Source organism: Pseudoclavibacter sp. Z016 (assembly GCF_002931215.1).
Classification (GTDB): domain Bacteria; phylum Actinomycetota; class Actinomycetes; order Actinomycetales; family Microbacteriaceae; genus Pseudoclavibacter.
The window spans coordinates 1-15,523 of sequence record NZ_PSTU01000009.1; the positions used below are offsets into that span (position 1 = coordinate 1).

Consider the following 15,523-nt stretch of genomic DNA (forward strand, 5'->3'; position numbering starts at 1 on the left):
CTGCTTGGTGGCGACGCCAAGTGCGGGGTTGAAGACCGGCGAGGTGCGCGCGGGCGTCGAGGTCGAGCAGGCGCCGTCGATCCAGTGCTGGATCGTGGGCAGAGCAGTGTCAGTCATTGATCTTCCTTCGCTGTGGTGCGCCGGCCAGGAGCGGCGCTGGTGGATGCGGCAGCTGCCGCGACGAGAGGGTGTTGGGGGGCCGAGCTCAGCTCGGGGTGTGCACGAGGCTCGCGGCCGTGTCGACGGCGGCAGCGACGTCGCCATCGGCGGGGTAGAGGAGCGTGCGGCCGACGACGAGCCCGCGGACACCGGGGAGGGCGAGGGCGTCGGCCCACTTGGCGTACACCGCCTCCTGGTCGCCGTTCGGCTCTCCGCCGAGCAGCAGCGTCGGGAGTGTCGTCGCCGCCATGACGCGTTCCATCTCGGGGACGACGGGCAGCTTCATCCAGGTCGAGCCCGAGCTGTTGCCGAGGCCGGAGGTGATGGCGATCGAGTTGATGACGGCATCGGGGGAGAGGTCGTTGACGATCCGACCGTCCTTCCACTCGCTCATGAACGGCTCGAGCATGATCGGGAGGGATGCCGCCGCTGCGTCGTCGACGGCGCGGGCGTTGGCCTCGAGCGTCGAGACGGTGCCCGCATCCGCGAGATTCACCCGGACGAGCGTCTTCGCGAAGTCGATGCCGTCGCGAACCATCGAGTCGACGTCGTATCCCGTGAAGCGGTCGTCCATCTCGAAGCTCGCGCCGCGGAGTCCGCCACGGTTCATGGAGCCGACGATGAGCTTGTCGTCGAGCACGCCGAGCAGGGCGAGGTCGTCGATGATGTCGGGCGTGCCGAGCACGCCGTCCACGCCGGGGCGGGACAGGGCGAGCGCGAGCCGGTCGAGCAGGTCGTAGCGGTCGGCCATCGCCATGGCGTCGTCACGGACGCCGAGGGCACCACGTGCCGGATGGTCGGCGGCGACGAAGAACAGTCGGCGATCCTCGGGGAGCAGCGACGAGCGCCGGACGCGATTGGCGAGGGCCGCCCGCAGCGCGGAGGGGCCGTCGGCTCGAGCGTCACGGAGCCGCTCGAAGGCCGCGTCGTCAAGGATCCGGTAGTGCTCAGGCAAGGGAGTTCTCCTTCAGGATCTCGTCGACCTCCGCCGTCGAGGGCATCGCGGTCGAGCATTCGAGTCGCGACGCCACGATGGCTCCCGCGACGTTCGCGAAGCGCAGGATGTGCTCGAGGTCCCACCCGGCGATGAGCCCCTTGCAGAAGGCCCCGCCGAAGCTGTCGCCGGCTCCGAGGCCGTTGACGACGTCGACGAAGTGCGTCGGCACCTCGATGGAGCCCTCTCGGGTCTTCGCCAGCACGCCGCGGGGGCCCTGCTTGACGACCGCGATGTCGACGCCTCGCTCGAGGAGCGCATCAGCGGCGCGCTGCGGCTCGGTCTCGCCGACCGCGACCTCGCACTCCTCCTTGTTGCCGATGGCGATGGTCGACTGCGCGAGGATGGGCTCGATGGCGGCCGTCGCCGTGGCCGCGTCCGGCCAGAACATGGCGCGGTAGTCCAGATCCAGGATGGTGTGGTCACGGCGAGCGCGAGCTGCGAACGCCGCGTGGTGGGCCGCGCGGCTCGGCTCCTCGGAGAGGCCGGTCACGGTCGCCCAGAAGATCCTGGCGTCACGGATCGCGTCGAGATCGAGCGTCTCGGTCTCGATGTTGAGGTCCGGAGCCTTCGGCTGGCGGTAGAAGTACAGGGGGAAGTCGTCCGGGGGGAAGATCTCGCAGAACGTGACCGGGGTCGCAAGCGAGTCGTCGCGGGTGACGAAGTCGCTCTTGACGCCGAGGCGCTCGAGCTCGCGGACGATGTACCGCCCGAAGGGGTCGTCTCCCGTGCGGGTGATGACCGCCGAGCTCAGTCCGTGCTTGGCTCCGGCGACGGCGACGTTGGTCGCGCTGCCGCCGAGGAACTTCCCGAAGGTCGAGACGTCCTCGAGCCCGACTCCGGTCTGGAGGGGGTAGATGTCGACGCCGACACGACCGAGCGTGATGAGGTCGAGGGGCGACGTAGCTGTTGTAGTGGTCATACGGCTCTGTACAACTTTCAGTCCGATGGTGAACGAGGACGAGAGTCAGCATACACCTAATGTCCTGACAAAGTAACAAAGTCTGGCGGAGAGACTTCGAGACGCGCCGAGGGCCGCGTCAGGCCTTGAGCTCGGCGATGAGGGAGTCGACGACGGGCACAAGCGCGCCGTCGTGCTCCTCGGCGACGCGGCGCTGGCGGTCGCTCGACGAGCCGCTCTCGATGATGTCCGCGATCGCTGCGAGCTCGTCCGCGCAGCCCAGATCCTCGGCGACTCGCAGGTAGTCGCCCTGGATGCGCTCGGCGAGCACCTCGGTCACGGGGCGCTCGTTGCCCTCCGCATCCTCGATGATGATGGCGTCGAGCCCGTAGCGCGCGGCGCGCCACTTGTTCTCGCGAACGAACCACGAGGGGAGCCGATCCGTGTCGCGGCCCGCGTCGAGCTGGCGAGACGCGTGCTCCACGATCACGTGGTTGAGCGCGACCATGGCCCCGAGCTCGCGGAGGTTGGTCGCCCCATCCGAGATGCGGATCTCCACCGTGCCCCACTGTGCTGACGGTCTCACGTCCCAGCGCAGCTCCTGCACCTCGTCGACGATGCCCGTGTGCAGCACATCGTGCGCGACGCGCTCGTAGTCCTCCCACGTCTCCATCTCCGGCGGGAGGCCGCCGGTCGGGAGCTGCTGGAAGATCATCGTGCGGTGGGAGCTGAACGTCGTGTCCTCGCCCTGCCAGTAGGGGCTCGACGCCGAGAGCGCGAGCATGAGCGGGTAGTTCGCCAATGCGGCTCGCATGATCGCCGGGACCTTCCGGCAGTCCTCGACCCCGACGTGCGTGTGCACGCCCCAGATCGCCAGCTGGCCTCCCCAGCGGCCGGATCGCTCCGCGACCATGCGGTAGCGCTCGCCGGGCGAGCGCTGCTGCTCGCGCCACTTGGAGAACGGATGCGTGCCGGAGCCGATCACACCGGCGCCGGCGGCATCCGCGGCGCCCAGCAGCTCGTCCCTGAGTCCCCGGAGCTCGCCGACCGCCGACCCCGCCGAGCGGTGCACGCCCGTCACGAGTTCGACGGTGTTCGTGAGGAACTCCTTCGTGAACCGCTCATCGTCGAGACGAGAGATCAGTTCATGGCCGATGCCGGTCAGCTCGCGCGACGCAGCGTCGACGATACCGAGCTCCCATTCGACACCGAGTGTCGAACGCTCTGATGAGGCGAAACGCATGGTTGAAGCGTAGACGCACCAGGGCCCGCGGCGTGTCTGCATTGCGGCCCGATCCGCATTCGCCGCAGGATAGAGGGAGGAGTCGGGCGACGGCACGCGCCGCCCGAGATCGGAGGCCCCATGCGCTACTCGGATGCCCTCGCAGAACTCGCCACGACCGGGGCCCAGGACTTCGTGCCCTACGTCGTCGGCGCCGTTCTCCTCGTCCTCGTGGGTGGGATCATCCTCTTCTTCGTGCAGCGCAGGCAGCGCCGAGCGGAGCGCGCGAATGAGGCTTCGATCGACCCGCAGCGTCGTTCGGGGTCCGGCGACGATTCTGCGGTTGGCTAACTGGCCGAGAATCTGCCAAACTAGGCAGTTGAGCCTCGTGGGCTCGACCCTCTAATCCGGCCCACGGTTCACCATTGAGCTCTGCCGAGTGTGCCCCACGCCCTCCGGCTGTCGTTCGCCGATACACACACCATCAGGAGACACGTGGCTGTCAAAATTCGTCTGAAGCGCCTTGGAAAGATCCGGGCACCCTACTACCGCATCGTCGTCGCCGACTCGCGCACCAAGCGCGACGGTCGCGTCATCGAGGAGATCGGCAAGTACCACCCCACCGAGAACCCCTCGTTCATCGAGGTCGACTCGGAGCGTGCACAGTACTGGCTGAGCGTCGGCGCACAGGCTTCCGAGGCCGTCGTCGTCCTGCTCAAGCTCACGGGCGACTGGGGCAAGTTCACGGGCGAAGGCTCGACCGAGAACCAGGTCAAGGCACCCGAGGCCAAGGCTCCGTTCGTGGCAGACGCCGGCAAGAAGCCGGTCCTCCGCCCGAAGGCTGAGCCGAAGGCAGCTCCGGCCGCCGAGGTCACCGAAGAAGCAGCGACCGAAGAGGTCGAGGCCTAGTCATGCTCGCTTCCGCGCTGGAACATCTCGTCAAGGGAATCGTCGATCACCCCGACGATGTCCGCGTGGACCGCAGCACGGCTGCACGCGGCGAGGTCCTCGAAGTGCGTGTGCACTCCGAGGACCTCGGCCGCGTCATCGGTCGCTCCGGCCGCACCGCCAAGGCGCTGCGTACCGTCGTGACCGCCCTTGCCGATGGCCGCCGAGTCCGCGTCGACGTAGTTGACGACTGAGGTGGCAGGCAAGAAGAAGGGCATCACCGAGCTCCGAGTGGGGCGGCTCACCAAGGCCCACGGCCTCAAGGGTGCCGTCAAGCTCGAGCTCTTCACCGACGAGCCAGCCCGGCGCTTCGTGCCCGGCGCCAGCTTCAGCCTGCAGGTGCCCGCCGAGAGCGAGTGGCACGGCAAGAGCCTGGAGCTCCAGGAGCTCCGCTGGTACAACGGCCACCCGGTTGGATTCTTCGTCGGGGTCTCCGACCGCACAGCGGCCGAGAGCCTCGCCAAGGCGATCCTCTGGGTCGATTCCAACGACGCTGAGGAGCTCGAAGACGACGCCTGGTACGACCACCAGCTCGTCGGACTCGACGTCCAGCGCGAGGGCGTCTCCGTCGGCCAGGTCGTCCGCGTCGAGCACTTCCCTGCACAGGACCTGCTCGTCGTGAAGACCGCAGACGCGGAAGTGCTCGTCCCGCTCGTCAAGGCTATCGTCGCCGACGTCGACCTCGAGGCCGGCATCGTCAGCGTCACGCCCCCAGGTGGCCTCTTCGAGGAGATCGAGGAGTCACCCGCCGAGGCGCCGGCCGAGGCTGCTGCCGACAAGGCCGAGCCCGTCGCTGCCGAGGCCGAGCCCGTCGCTGCCAAGGCCGAGACCAAGACCGAGGCCGAGTAACCGAGCCTCCACCATCCTCACGTCTGCGCGCCCGCGATCAACCGCGGGCGCGCATCCGCTTAAGCTGGAGCCCATGCGCGTCGACATCGTCACCATCTTTCCCGAGTTCTTCCAGGTGCTCGATGTCTCCCTGCTCGGCAGGGCCAGGCAGGACGGCATCATCGACGTCCGAGTGCACGACCTGCGCGACGCGACGACCGACCGGCACCGCACGGTGGACGACACCCCCTACGGCGGTGGCGCCGGCATGGTCATGAAGCCAGAGCCCTGGGGGCAGACGATCGACAGGATCCTCGACGAGGCCGCCGACGCCGAGACGGCTGCCGGCACCAACGCGGCAGCGGACGCCGACGCGGCAGCCCAGGAGGCGGGCGATGGCGACACCAGACCCCTCGTCGTCTTCCCATCACCCGCCGGAACGGTCTTCACGCAGGCGACCGCTCGGCGCTACGCGCTCGAGAAGCACATCGTGTTCGGCTGCGGGCGGTACGAGGGCATCGACCAGCGTGTCTTCGACGACACCGCGCAGCGCGCCAGAGTCGAGCTCGTGAGCCTCGGCGACTACGTGCTCAACGGGGGAGAGGTGGCCGTCACGGCCATGATCGAAGCCTTCGGTCGACTGGTTCCCGGGGTCGTCGGCAACCCGGAGTCGCTCGTCGAGGAGTCGCACGAGGACGGCCTGCTCGAGTACCCGAGCTACACGAAGCCCGCCGTGTGGCGCGGCCGCGAGGTGCCAGAAGTGCTCCTGAGCGGGCACCACGCGAAGATCGCCACCTGGCGCCACGAGCAGCAGATCGAACGCACGCGACGCGTCCGCCCCGAGCTGCTGCCGCCCGAGGCCCGCTAGCAGCTCGGCGCGCTAGCTGCGCGCCGTCAGGACGATCGGGTCGCCATCGGTGATCACGACGGTGTGCTCGCTGTGCGCGCCGCGCGAGCCGTCTGCGCTGCGCAGCGTCCAGCCGTCCGCGTCCTGGACCAGCTTGTCCGTCGTCTCGAGGAACCACGGCTCGATGGCCAGCACGAGGCCCGGCTTGAGCGGCATGCCCCGGTTGGCGCGCCCGCGGTTCGGGACACTCGGCTCCTGGTGCATGGTGCGGCCGACTCCGTGGCCGCCGAACTCGACGTTCACGGGGTAGCCGGCGTTCTTCGCGACCTGGCCGATGGCGTGGGAGATGTCGCCGAGCTTGTTGCCGGGGCGCGCGGCCTCGATGGCCGCATCCAGCGCCACCTCCGTCGTCGCCACGAGGCGCAGGTCCGCCTCACGGGGCGTGCCGACCGCGACGGTGATGGCCGAGTCGCTGACCCAGCCGTCGACCGCGACCGCGAAGTCGAGCGTCAGCAGGTCGCCGTCCTTGAGGGCGTAGTCGTGGGGAAGGCCGTGCAGGACGGCGTCGTTGACCGACGTGCAGATGACCTTGCCGAACGGCGAGTTGCCGAAGGAGGGGTGGTAGTCGATGTAGCAGCTCTTCGCGCCGCGCTTGGTGATCAGCTCGTGCGCTCGAGCATCGAGCTCGAGGAGGTTCGTGCCGACTGCGGCGCTCTGCGAGAGCTCGCTGAGCACCTCGGCGACGAAGCGCCCCGCAGGTCGCATCTCTTCGATTTCCTTCTGGGTGCGCAGCTCGATCATCCGACAATCGTACCGGCGCTCGCGCCGTGAGCGAACGATCTGCCTCCGCTCGGGAACCTCCCGTAGCGTTGGCACATGGGCATCGGCCGACTCGTCTACCGCGCACTCCTCCCCGCGGCGCTCTTCCTCGCCGCCTGGCAGTTCGTGGGGTGGCTCATCCTCGGCGCCCCGGTCGGGCGATTGTTCGTCTTCGGATTCGCGGGTCTCGCCGCCGTCGCCGGGCTCCTCATCCTCTCCGCGAACTTCTGGCTCAGGCCCGACATCCGCGAGTCCAAGGCCCTGCAGCTGCGCGATGTCCCCCTCATCGTCGTGCCCTGGCTGCTCTGGGCGGTCGGAGCCGTGGTTCCCGACGCTCCAGGGCTGTGGGTGCTCGCCGCGGCGTTCCTGTCCATGGTCGTCGCGGGCTCCGTCGCGCGCAGGCGACTGACGGCTGTCGTCCAGGAGCGGCTGGCCGCCGCGCAGACCGCGGGTCCGCAGGCGAATCCGTTCGGCCTGTTCGGCGGCATGCCCGGCATGCCGACCCCGGGGATGCCCGGGGCGTCGGGGCGGGGAGGGTCGCCCGCGGGAGGTGGGGGAGCATCCGGACCAGATGCCGGAAAGGTCATCACCCTCGACCCCGACCCGGAAGAGCGCAGCTGAGCGCACGTTCCGCTCGGCGTTCGCATTGCGGGCGTCTGTCGGGCGTGGTTTACTAGATCCTTGTGCCGCGGCTCGACTCTGCCACAGGGGACGAGAGCACTTCGCGATGCACGCCAACCTCTTCACTGACCTTCGCAGCCGACCTGTGGCGACTGCAGAGAGCGAAATCATGACCAACGTTATCGACGTCATCGACGCAGCATCGCTGCGCAGCGATGTCCCAGACTTCCGCCCCGGCGACACCGTCAAGGTGCACGTGAACATCGTCGAAGGCACGCGCTCGCGCGTCCAGGTCTTCCAGGGTGTTGTCATCGCTCGTCAGGGCGCTGGCGTCCGCGAGACCTTCACGGTCCGCAAGGTCAGCTTCCAGGTGGGCGTGGAGCGCACGTTCCCCGTGCACACCCCGGTCATCGAGAAGATCGAGATCGTCTCCCGCGGCGCCGTGCGTCGCGCGAAGCTCTACTACCTCCGTGGTCGTCGTGGCAAGGCTGCGAAGATCCGCGAGAAGCGCGACAACTAGGCTTCAGCAGTAGGCGAATGGCTCCCCATAGCGGGAGCCATTCGTGTCGATCCGGACGAAACATCACAACCGCCACGGCGGACCGAGCTTGAGGGGGCGCCATGGTCGACGCGAGTGCGCGCGATCGCCGCGCTCCGTCTCACGGACGAGCGCCGCACGAGGGCAGGCACCGCCTCGGTCGCACCGATCGCCCTGCGGGACTGGGCGCGTCCGAGATCGCCGACGCGCCCATCCACGCGACGGGGCTCATCGCCGCTGATGAGCCCGCGCCGGAGCGCACCGGCCGTCTCGGCAAGGCGATGCTCTCGTTCGCGCGCGACCTCGTCATCGTCGCGGTCCTCGCGATCGTCATGTCGATGCTCATCAAGACCTTCCTGCTGCGGCCCTTCTACATCCCCTCCGCGTCGATGAACGACACGCTCGTCGTCGAGGACCGCGTGCTCGTCAACCTCCTCGTCCCGGACATGATCGGCATCGAGCGCGGCGACATCGTAGTGTTCGAGGATCCGGGCGGATGGCTCCCGGTCGTCGCGCCGACGGAGAAGTCCCCGTCGCAGGCCGCGGTCGACGGCGCCCTCGAGTTCGTGGGCCTCAAGCCGGAAGAGACGAGCAACCACCTCATCAAGCGGGTCATCGGGCTGCCTGGCGATACGGTCTCGTGCTGCAACGAGTACGGCCAGGTGCTCATCAACGGGCTGCCGATCGGCGAGCCGTACCTGCTGCTCCAGGACGGGCAGGCGGCCTCCGGGCTGCCGTTCGACGTGACCGTCCCGGAGGGGCACCTCTGGGTCATGGGCGACAACCGCTACAACTCGGAGGACTCCCGGTACCACCAGGACGAGCCGGGAGGCGGCTTCGTGCCCGTCGACGACGTCGTCGGCAAGGCGTTCCTGCTGAACTGGCCGCTCGATCGCTTCACCTTCCTCGGCAACTACCCCGAGGTCTTCGACCGCGTCCCGGAGCGGACGGACCAGGAGTGACACCACCCGTCGACCCAACGCTCGACGTCGAGCGAGAGCTGCTGCTCACCGCCCCCGTCGTCATCGGCGTCGACGAGGTCGGGCGCGGAGCCATCGCCGGGCCCGTCGCTGTCGGAGCCTGCGCGATCGACGCCGCCAGGATCGAGCTCGGCGCCCCGGCGGGCGTCCGCGACTCGAAGCTGCTGAGCGCGAAGCGCCGGCTCGAAGCACGCGCGGGCATCGAGGCGTGGGCGATGAGCGTCGGCGTAGGGTACGCGAGTGCCATCGAGATCGACGAGCGCGGCATCACCGCCTGCCTCGGGGCCGCCGCCAAGCGGGCGCTCGCCGAACTCCACGCGAGCGGGGTCCCGGTCGCGGACGCCGTCGTGCTGCTCGACGGCTCGCACGACTGGCTCTCGCCGTGCCTCTCGACGCCGCTCCGTGTCGTGGTGCGCCCGAAGGCCGACCGGGACTGCACCTCGGTCGCTGCAGCGTCCGTGATCGCGAAGCTAAAACGAGATGCCCTCATGGTCTCGGCGGGTGAGGCGCATCCCGAATACCTCTGGGAATCGAACAAGGGATACGGCAGCGCGGCCCACCTCGCGGCGATCGCCGCGGCGGGCCCGAGCGAGCTCCACCGGCACACCTGGCTTCGCGCCGCGACCCCGTAGACTGGGCGGATCATGGACGACGAGAATTTCGACGATTACGAGCGCGAGCAGGAGCTTTCCCTGTTTCGCGAGTACCGCGACGTCGCGGGGCAGTTCAAATACGTGATCGAGACCGAGCGCCGCTTCTACCTTGCGAACAGCGTGGACCTGGTGCGGCGCGACACCGAGCACGATTTCTACTTCGAGCTCACGATGAAAGACGTGTGGGTGTGGGACATCTACCGTTCCGACCGCTTCGTCAAGCAGGTTCGCGTGCTGACGTTCAAGGACGTCAACGTCGAGGAGACGGGCTCGAAGGAGTTCGAGCTTCCCAAGGAACTCGCGCTCGACGAATAGCGGGCGCGCGGCGACGCGCCGAGTGGACGCTGTTGTCGGTGGTCCGTGGGAGCCTCGTGGAGTGACAGAGACGATGATTCCCGACGCCACCGCATCCGCAGCCACTCAGATCCTGAGGGCGCTTGTCGGCAGAGACGACGCGGTCTTCCACGACGGACAGCTCGAGGCGATCTCGGCGATCGTCGACGAGCGCCGACGAGTCCTCGTCGTGCAGCGCACCGGCTGGGGCAAGTCGGCCGTGTACTTCATCTCGAGCCTCATGCTGCGTGCCCGCGGCGCCGGGCCGACGATCCTCATCTCGCCGCTGCTCGCGCTCATGCGCGACCAGGTCGAGGCCGCGAGTCGCGCGGGCGTGCGGGCGGTGTCCATGTCGTCGGCGAACGCGCACGAGTGGGCGAGCATCCGAGAGCAGCTCGCCGCCGACGAGATCGATGTCCTGCTCGTGTCGCCCGAGCGTCTCAACAACCCGGAGTTCCGCGACACGCAGCTGCCGGAGCTCCTCAACCGCACGGGTCTTGTCGTGGTCGACGAGGCGCACTGCATCTCCGACTGGGGTCACGACTTCCGGCCCGACTACCGTCGCATCGCGTCCCTCATCTCCGGGCTCGGCACCGACATCCCCGTCCTCGCGACGACGGCGACCGCGAACGAGCGCGTCGTCCACGACATCGAGGAGCAGCTCGGCCGCAGCGGCATCCTCACGATCCGCGGCCCGCTCGCGCGAGCCAGCCTCCGACTCGGCGTGCTTCGACTCGGCAACGCTCGTGAGCGGCTGGCATGGCTCCTGCAGCACCTCGATGAGCTACCGGGATCCGGCATCATCTACACCCTCACGGTCGCGGGGGCCGAAGACACGTCAGCGGCCCTCCGGGAAGCGGGAATCCACGCGCCCGCGTACACGGGCAAGACCGACCCAGACGAGCGCGAGCGCCTCGAGGGCGCGCTGAAGCGCAACGAGGTCAAGGCCCTGGTCGCCACAAGCGCCCTCGGCATGGGGTTCGACAAGCCCGACCTCGGGTTCGTCGTGCACCTCGGGGCGCCGTCGTCGCCCGTGGCGTACTACCAGCAGGTCGGCCGAGCCGGTCGTTCGAGCGCGTCGGCCGACGTGCTGCTGCTGCCGGGCGAGGAGGACCGCGCCATCTGGGAGTACTTCGCGACGGTCTCGATGCCGGACGAGGAGCGCGCGCAGGCTGTCCTCGGCGCGCTTGGCGCCTCACCGCGGTCGACGGTCGCGCTCGAGTCGGCGGTCGACCTCCGACGCTCTCGCCTCGAGCTGCTGCTCAAGGTGCTCGACGTCGACGGCGCTGTGCGACGCGAGCAGGGCGGCTGGGTCTCGACCGGCCAGCCGTGGAGCTACGACGGCGAGCGCTATGCCCGTATCGCCTCGGCCCGATCGGCGGAGGCGCAGTCGATGATCGACTACGAGCGCACCGACGGCTGTCGCATGGAGTTCCTGCAACGTCAGCTCGACGACTCGACCGCGGCGCCGTGCGGGCGCTGCGACAACTGCGCGGGTGTCTGGTTCGACTCGACGACGGATGCGGCGGTGCAGGCGAGAGCGGGGGCCGCGCTCGATCGTGTCGGCGCCGACATCGCGCCGAGGCGCCAATGGCCGAGCGGCATGGCGAGCCTGGGTGTCGACCTGAAGGGGCGCATCCCCAAGGAGGAGCAGGCGTCAGAGGGCCGGGTGCTCGCGCGCCTCAGCGACCTCGGCTGGGGAGGTCCGCTGCGTGAGCTGTTCGACTCGGCCGGGCCGGAGACGACCGTGACGGGGCCGTTGCTGCAGGCGTGCATCCGCATCCTGTCCGAGTGGAAGTGGGCGGCCCGGCCGCAGGGAGTCGTGTTCGTTCCCTCGCGCTCGAGGCCCCGCCTGAGCGCCTCGCTTGCCGAGGGCATCGCCGGTGCGGGGCGTCTGCCGCTCCTGGGGTCGCTTGATCTGGTTCGCGGCGGGCCGGCGGGCCAGCCGGGTGGCAACAGTGCGTTCCGGCTCTCCAGTGTCGAGGGACGTTTCTCGGCGGGGTCGCTCGATATCCCGGCGGGGCCCGTGCTCCTCATCGACGACTTCGTCGACAGCGGTTGGACCATGACGGTCTGCTCGCGTGAGCTCCGCCGTGCGGGTGCGAGCGCCGTGCTGCCGCTGGCCCTCGCGCAGCGCGGCTGACCGGGCCGAACGACCGCCGGGGACCCGCGTTCCGGGCCGCATTCCTTCCGGCGTCGGTCGGCGACTCTGCTGACGCTCGTCCTGTGGACGCCCGGCACTCCACAGCGGCTGGTCTCAACGTGGGCGAGCGGTGCGTGGCGGTCCAGACTCCCGGCAAGGGAGGTGGTGCGGATGCGTGCCAAGGATCAGCTGGGGCGGCTCGGGGAGAATCTCGCGACCGCGTATCTCGAGGAGCGCGGCCACGATGTGCTCGAGCGGAACTGGCGGTGCCGCGAGGGGGAGATCGATGTCGTCTCGCGTCGGGGCGGGTTCATCGTGTTCACGGAGGTGAAGGCGCGGCGGTCGACGGCGGCGGGGCATCCGCTTGAGGCGATCACGCCGACGAAGCTGGCCCGTATGCGGCGGCTGGCGGGGCTCTGGATGCTCGCGCACCCTGACGAGCGCGGTGCGATGCGGCTCGACGTGATCGCGGTGATCGCCCCGAGCGATCGCACGCCGACGGTGCAGCACGTCGTGGGGGTGGGCGCGTGACGCAGGGCACGGTCGGCCATTCGGTGGCGATCGCGCTCGAGGGGCTCGGCGGGGAGCTCGTCGAGGTGGAGACGCAGATCAGCCCGGGCCTGCCGTTCTTCAAGCTCGTCGGGCTGCCGGATACTTCGCTGGGGGAGGCGCGCGAGCGGGTCAGGGCGGCGCTGCAGAGCTCGGGATGCCCGCTGCCGGCGAGCCGCGTCGTCACGAACATGTATCCCGCCTCGTTGCGGAAGCACGGGGCCGGCTTCGACCTCGCGATCGCGGTGTCGTTCCTCGCCGCTGCCGGGATCATCTCGGCCGAGTCGCCGACGCGCGCGGTGCACATCGGCGAGCTCTCCCTCACCGGGCAGGTGCGGGCCGTCGTCGGCGTCCTGCCTGCCGTGGCCGCCGCGCGAGCCGCGGGCTTCGATACCGTCGTCGTGCCTGCGGACTCGAAGGCGGAGGCGGAGCTCGTGGAGGACATCCGCGTCGTCGCCGTCACCTCGCTGCGGGCCGTGGCGCTGCACTACGGGGCCGATGCGGACGAGCTCACCGAGGAACTCGAGTATCCCTCGAGCTCGGCAGGGCGGTCCGTCGCGGTGCGGGAGCGCGAGCGCAGCGAGGATCCGACCGGGGCGCTCAGCGCGGGGTCGGCGCTGGATCTGTCCGATGTGGTCGGCAGCGACGCCGCTGTCCGGACCCTCATCATCGCTGCCGCAGGCGGCCACCATCTGCTCATGCTGGGACCGCCGGGCGCGGGCAAGACCATGCTCGCGGAGCGACTGCCCGGCATCCTCCCCGACCTCGAGCCGGAGGCCGCCGTGACCCTGGCCGCGGTGCGCTCGCTCAGAGGGATGCCGCTCGCCGCGCGCCTCGACCGCAGGCCGCCATTCGAAGCGCCCCACCACACCGCTTCGGCCGTCGCGCTGCTGGGCGGTGGAAGCGGCCTGATTAGGCCAGGTGCCATCTCGCTCGCGACGGGCGGGGTGCTCTTCCTCGACGAGGCGCCCGAGTTCGCGCGCCACACGCTGGACTCGATGCGCCAGCCGCTCGAGAACGGCGTCATCGAGATCCATCGCGCCCAGGGTCGGGCGGCCTACCCCGCTGAGATGCAGCTCGTGCTCGCCGCGAACCCCTGCCCCTGCGGAAACCACGGCGACCCCGACGCGGAGTGCCGCTGCGATGCCTCAGCCCCACGACGCTATCTCGCTCGCCTCTCCGGTCCGCTGCTCGACCGAATCGACCTCCAGCTGCGGGTCGAACGCGTCTCGGCCGCCCGGGCCCGACTCGTGGACCACGAGGCGCAGCTGGGCCACGCCGGGCAGGAAGCCGCGCATCCGAGCATCAGCACAGCCACGGCGCGCGGGCTGGTCGAAGAAGCTCGCGGACGCGCCAGGAGGCGACTCGAGTCGACGCCGTGGACGATCAACGCCCGAATCGTCTCGCGGTGGCTGCGCGCCCCAGAGCACCGCCCGAGGCGCGACGCCTACGCACCCCTCGCAATCGCGCTCGAACGCGGGCAGGTCACGATGCGCGGACACGATCGTGTCCTCCGGGTCGCCTGGACCATCGCCGACCTCGACGGGGCGTCGCGCCCGGAAGTCCACCACGTGCACGAAGCGCTGTCCTATCGAATCAGGCTGGGGTAGGTGGAGATGTCAGCACAGGAACCGCAGAGCGGCGCGCACGATCGCGGTACCGATCACGTCCGTCGAGCAGACGGCCAGGCACGCGAGTCGTGGCCCGACCCGGCCGCATTGCGAGACACGCTGGCCGGGGTGAGCGGCGGGCAGGTCGACGATCTCGGCAACGCAGCCGTGCAGGCCCGGATCGCGCAGCTGGCCTGGTCCTGCACGGTCGAGCCGGGCGACGCCACAGCTGGGCTGCTGATCGGGGCGCTCGGCCCCGTCGAGGCCCTGGAAGCGGTCGTTTCGGGGGCTCTGCTCCGGCGGGCCAGGGAGCGCGGTTCGGGCGCTGGAATTCCGTTCGACGAGCTCGCGACGGCAGTCGAACGGTGGCACCACCGCCTCGACCTCGAGCGCACCGCGGCCATCCTGCGCAGCTCGGCGCGACTCGGAGTGCGCGCCGTTCTCCCCGGAGACCGCGAATGGCCGACGCAGCTCGCCGACCTCGGCCCACATGCGCCGTGCGCGCTCTGGGTTCGCGGCTCCCTCGACACGCTCCGCCAGCTCACGCGGTCCGTCGCGCTCGTGGGGGCCCGGGCATCCACCAGCTACGGCGAGGAGGTCACGGTGCGCCTCGCGAGCGGACTCGCCAACCGCGGCTTCGGACTCGTCTCCGGGGGCGCGTACGGCATCGACGCCGTCGCGCACCGGGTGGCCCTCGCCGAGGGGGCGCCAACGGTGGCGGTGCTCGCCGGCGGTCCTGATCGGCTCTACCCGCAGGGCAACCGCGCCCTCCTGGAACGGATCATCGCGCACGGCGCACTTGTCAGCGAGCTCCCGATCGGGCAAGCGCCCACGCGATGGAGGTTCCTGCAGCGCAACCGCATCATCAGCGCCCTTGCCTCGGCGACCGTCGTCGTCGAGGCAGGGCGCAGGTCCGGAGCCGCGAACACCGCTGCCCACGCGCTGACGCTCGGTCGGCCACTGGGTGCCGTGCCCGGCCCCGTCACGAGTGCGGCCTCGGTCGGCTGCCACCGGCTGCTGCGAGAGTCCGATGCGTCGCTCATCACCTCGGTCGACGACATCGTCGAGCTCCTCGGCGATCACCGGGGAAGCGAGCTCGAACTGCCGGACGGAGCCGCATGGCCAGGCGAAGGCGGCCGCGAGCTAGCTGACGGTGATCGCCCTTCATCCAACGCGGTGCGAGCGAGGGACGCCCTCCGAGTCGGCCGGCCTCAGCGCAGCGCTGAGATCGCGTCGGCGGCGGGGCTCACGGTCGCCGAGACGGCGGCGGGTCTGGCGGAGCTCGAACTCAACGGCCTTGCCCGAGAGGGCGCCGCAGGGTGGACCAAGACCACCCAGGCGAGACGCTGAGGAACGGGGGAAGGCGCGGGTGGTGCGC

General features: G+C 69.9%; 18 protein-coding genes. 14 read left to right on the top strand and 4 right to left on the bottom strand.

The features are described from left to right. Nucleotides 1-205: 205 nt before the first annotated feature. From C5B99_RS04835 to C5B99_RS04845, 3 genes are all read right to left on the bottom strand, one after another. Nucleotides 206-1,114, bottom strand: a complete 909-nt coding sequence (locus tag C5B99_RS04835; RefSeq protein WP_104240669.1) for a deoxyribose-phosphate aldolase — start codon at nucleotides 1,112-1,114, stop codon at nucleotides 206-208. Beyond that, a complete protein-coding gene (gene iolC, locus C5B99_RS04840) occupies nucleotides 1,107-2,075 on the bottom strand; it encodes a 5-dehydro-2-deoxygluconokinase (RefSeq protein ID WP_104240670.1) in 969 nt (322 codons plus the stop codon). The genes C5B99_RS04835 and iolC overlap by 8 nt, the downstream gene beginning before the upstream one ends. Nucleotides 2,076-2,193: 118 nt before the next feature. Then, entirely contained in the window at nucleotides 2,194-3,297 is a 1,104-nt protein-coding gene (locus C5B99_RS04845) for a glutamate--cysteine ligase (RefSeq protein WP_181064944.1), read from the bottom strand. A gap of 120 nt (nucleotides 3,298-3,417) precedes the next feature. On the opposite strand from C5B99_RS04845, the gene C5B99_RS04850 reads away from it, so the two are divergent. From C5B99_RS04850 to trmD, 5 genes are all read left to right on the top strand, one after another. After that, entirely contained in the window at nucleotides 3,418-3,627 is a 210-nt protein-coding gene (locus C5B99_RS04850; protein ID WP_104240672.1) for an LPXTG cell wall anchor domain-containing protein, read from the top strand. A 144-nt stretch (nucleotides 3,628-3,771) separates the two neighbouring features. Continuing rightward, nucleotides 3,772-4,185: a 30S ribosomal protein S16 gene (gene rpsP, locus C5B99_RS04855; protein WP_104240673.1), complete on the top strand. Its 414-nt coding sequence runs from the start codon at nucleotides 3,772-3,774 to the stop codon at nucleotides 4,183-4,185. A gap of 2 nt (nucleotides 4,186-4,187) precedes the next feature. Beyond that, a complete protein-coding gene (locus C5B99_RS04860) occupies nucleotides 4,188-4,418 on the top strand; it encodes an RNA-binding protein (RefSeq protein ID WP_068484100.1) in 231 nt (76 codons plus the stop codon). 1 nt (nucleotide 4,419) lies between these two features. Beyond that, complete coding sequence (gene rimM / locus C5B99_RS04865; RefSeq protein WP_258063072.1) at nucleotides 4,420-5,073, top strand: ribosome maturation factor RimM; 654 nt, start codon at nucleotides 4,420-4,422, stop codon at nucleotides 5,071-5,073. A gap of 73 nt (nucleotides 5,074-5,146) precedes the next feature. Continuing rightward, nucleotides 5,147-5,920 (top strand): tRNA (guanosine(37)-N1)-methyltransferase TrmD, encoded by a 774-nt coding sequence (gene trmD, locus C5B99_RS04870; protein ID WP_104240674.1) that lies wholly within the window; start codon nucleotides 5,147-5,149, stop codon nucleotides 5,918-5,920. Nucleotides 5,921-5,932: 12 nt separating this feature from the next. Here the strand turns inward: trmD and map are convergent, their stop codons facing one another. After that, entirely contained in the window at nucleotides 5,933-6,700 is a 768-nt protein-coding gene (gene map, locus C5B99_RS04875) for a type I methionyl aminopeptidase (protein ID WP_104240675.1), read from the bottom strand. A 75-nt stretch (nucleotides 6,701-6,775) separates the two neighbouring features. Between map and C5B99_RS04880 the strand changes: the two genes are divergently transcribed. The 9 genes from C5B99_RS04880 to dprA all read left to right on the top strand — a co-directional run bounded on the left by C5B99_RS04880 (nucleotide 6,776) and on the right by dprA (nucleotide 15,495). Next, nucleotides 6,776-7,339: a hypothetical protein gene (locus tag C5B99_RS04880; protein WP_104240676.1), complete on the top strand. Its 564-nt coding sequence runs from the start codon at nucleotides 6,776-6,778 to the stop codon at nucleotides 7,337-7,339. Between the two features lie 169 nt (nucleotides 7,340-7,508). Next, nucleotides 7,509-7,859, top strand: a complete 351-nt coding sequence (gene rplS, locus C5B99_RS04885) for a 50S ribosomal protein L19 (RefSeq protein ID WP_068484112.1) — start codon at nucleotides 7,509-7,511, stop codon at nucleotides 7,857-7,859. Nucleotides 7,860-7,960: 101 nt separating this feature from the next. Continuing rightward, a complete protein-coding gene (gene lepB, locus C5B99_RS19580) occupies nucleotides 7,961-8,839 on the top strand; it encodes a signal peptidase I (protein WP_258063073.1) in 879 nt (292 codons plus the stop codon). After that, complete coding sequence (locus tag C5B99_RS19585; protein ID WP_258063074.1) at nucleotides 8,836-9,489, top strand: ribonuclease HII; 654 nt, start codon at nucleotides 8,836-8,838, stop codon at nucleotides 9,487-9,489. The genes lepB and C5B99_RS19585 overlap by 4 nt, the downstream gene beginning before the upstream one ends. A 12-nt stretch (nucleotides 9,490-9,501) precedes the next feature. Further along, entirely contained in the window at nucleotides 9,502-9,825 is a 324-nt protein-coding gene (locus C5B99_RS04900; RefSeq protein WP_068484088.1) for a DUF2469 family protein, read from the top strand. A 73-nt stretch (nucleotides 9,826-9,898) separates the two neighbouring features. After that, the gene (locus tag C5B99_RS04905; protein ID WP_104240677.1) at nucleotides 9,899-11,986 is read left to right on the top strand and encodes a RecQ family ATP-dependent DNA helicase; all 2,088 of its coding nucleotides are present in this window, start codon (nucleotides 9,899-9,901) and stop codon (nucleotides 11,984-11,986) included. 171 nt (nucleotides 11,987-12,157) lie between these two features. Continuing rightward, on the top strand, nucleotides 12,158-12,517 hold the full coding sequence (locus C5B99_RS04910) for a YraN family protein (protein WP_104240678.1): 360 nt from the start codon (nucleotides 12,158-12,160) through the stop codon (nucleotides 12,515-12,517). Next, the gene (locus C5B99_RS04915) at nucleotides 12,514-14,145 is read left to right on the top strand and encodes a YifB family Mg chelatase-like AAA ATPase (protein WP_104240679.1); all 1,632 of its coding nucleotides are present in this window, start codon (nucleotides 12,514-12,516) and stop codon (nucleotides 14,143-14,145) included. The genes C5B99_RS04910 and C5B99_RS04915 overlap by 4 nt, the downstream gene beginning before the upstream one ends. Nucleotides 14,146-14,151: 6 nt before the next feature. Further along, nucleotides 14,152-15,495: a DNA-processing protein DprA gene (gene dprA, locus C5B99_RS04920; RefSeq protein ID WP_146081941.1), complete on the top strand. Its 1,344-nt coding sequence runs from the start codon at nucleotides 14,152-14,154 to the stop codon at nucleotides 15,493-15,495. Nucleotides 15,496-15,523 lie beyond the last annotated feature (28 nt).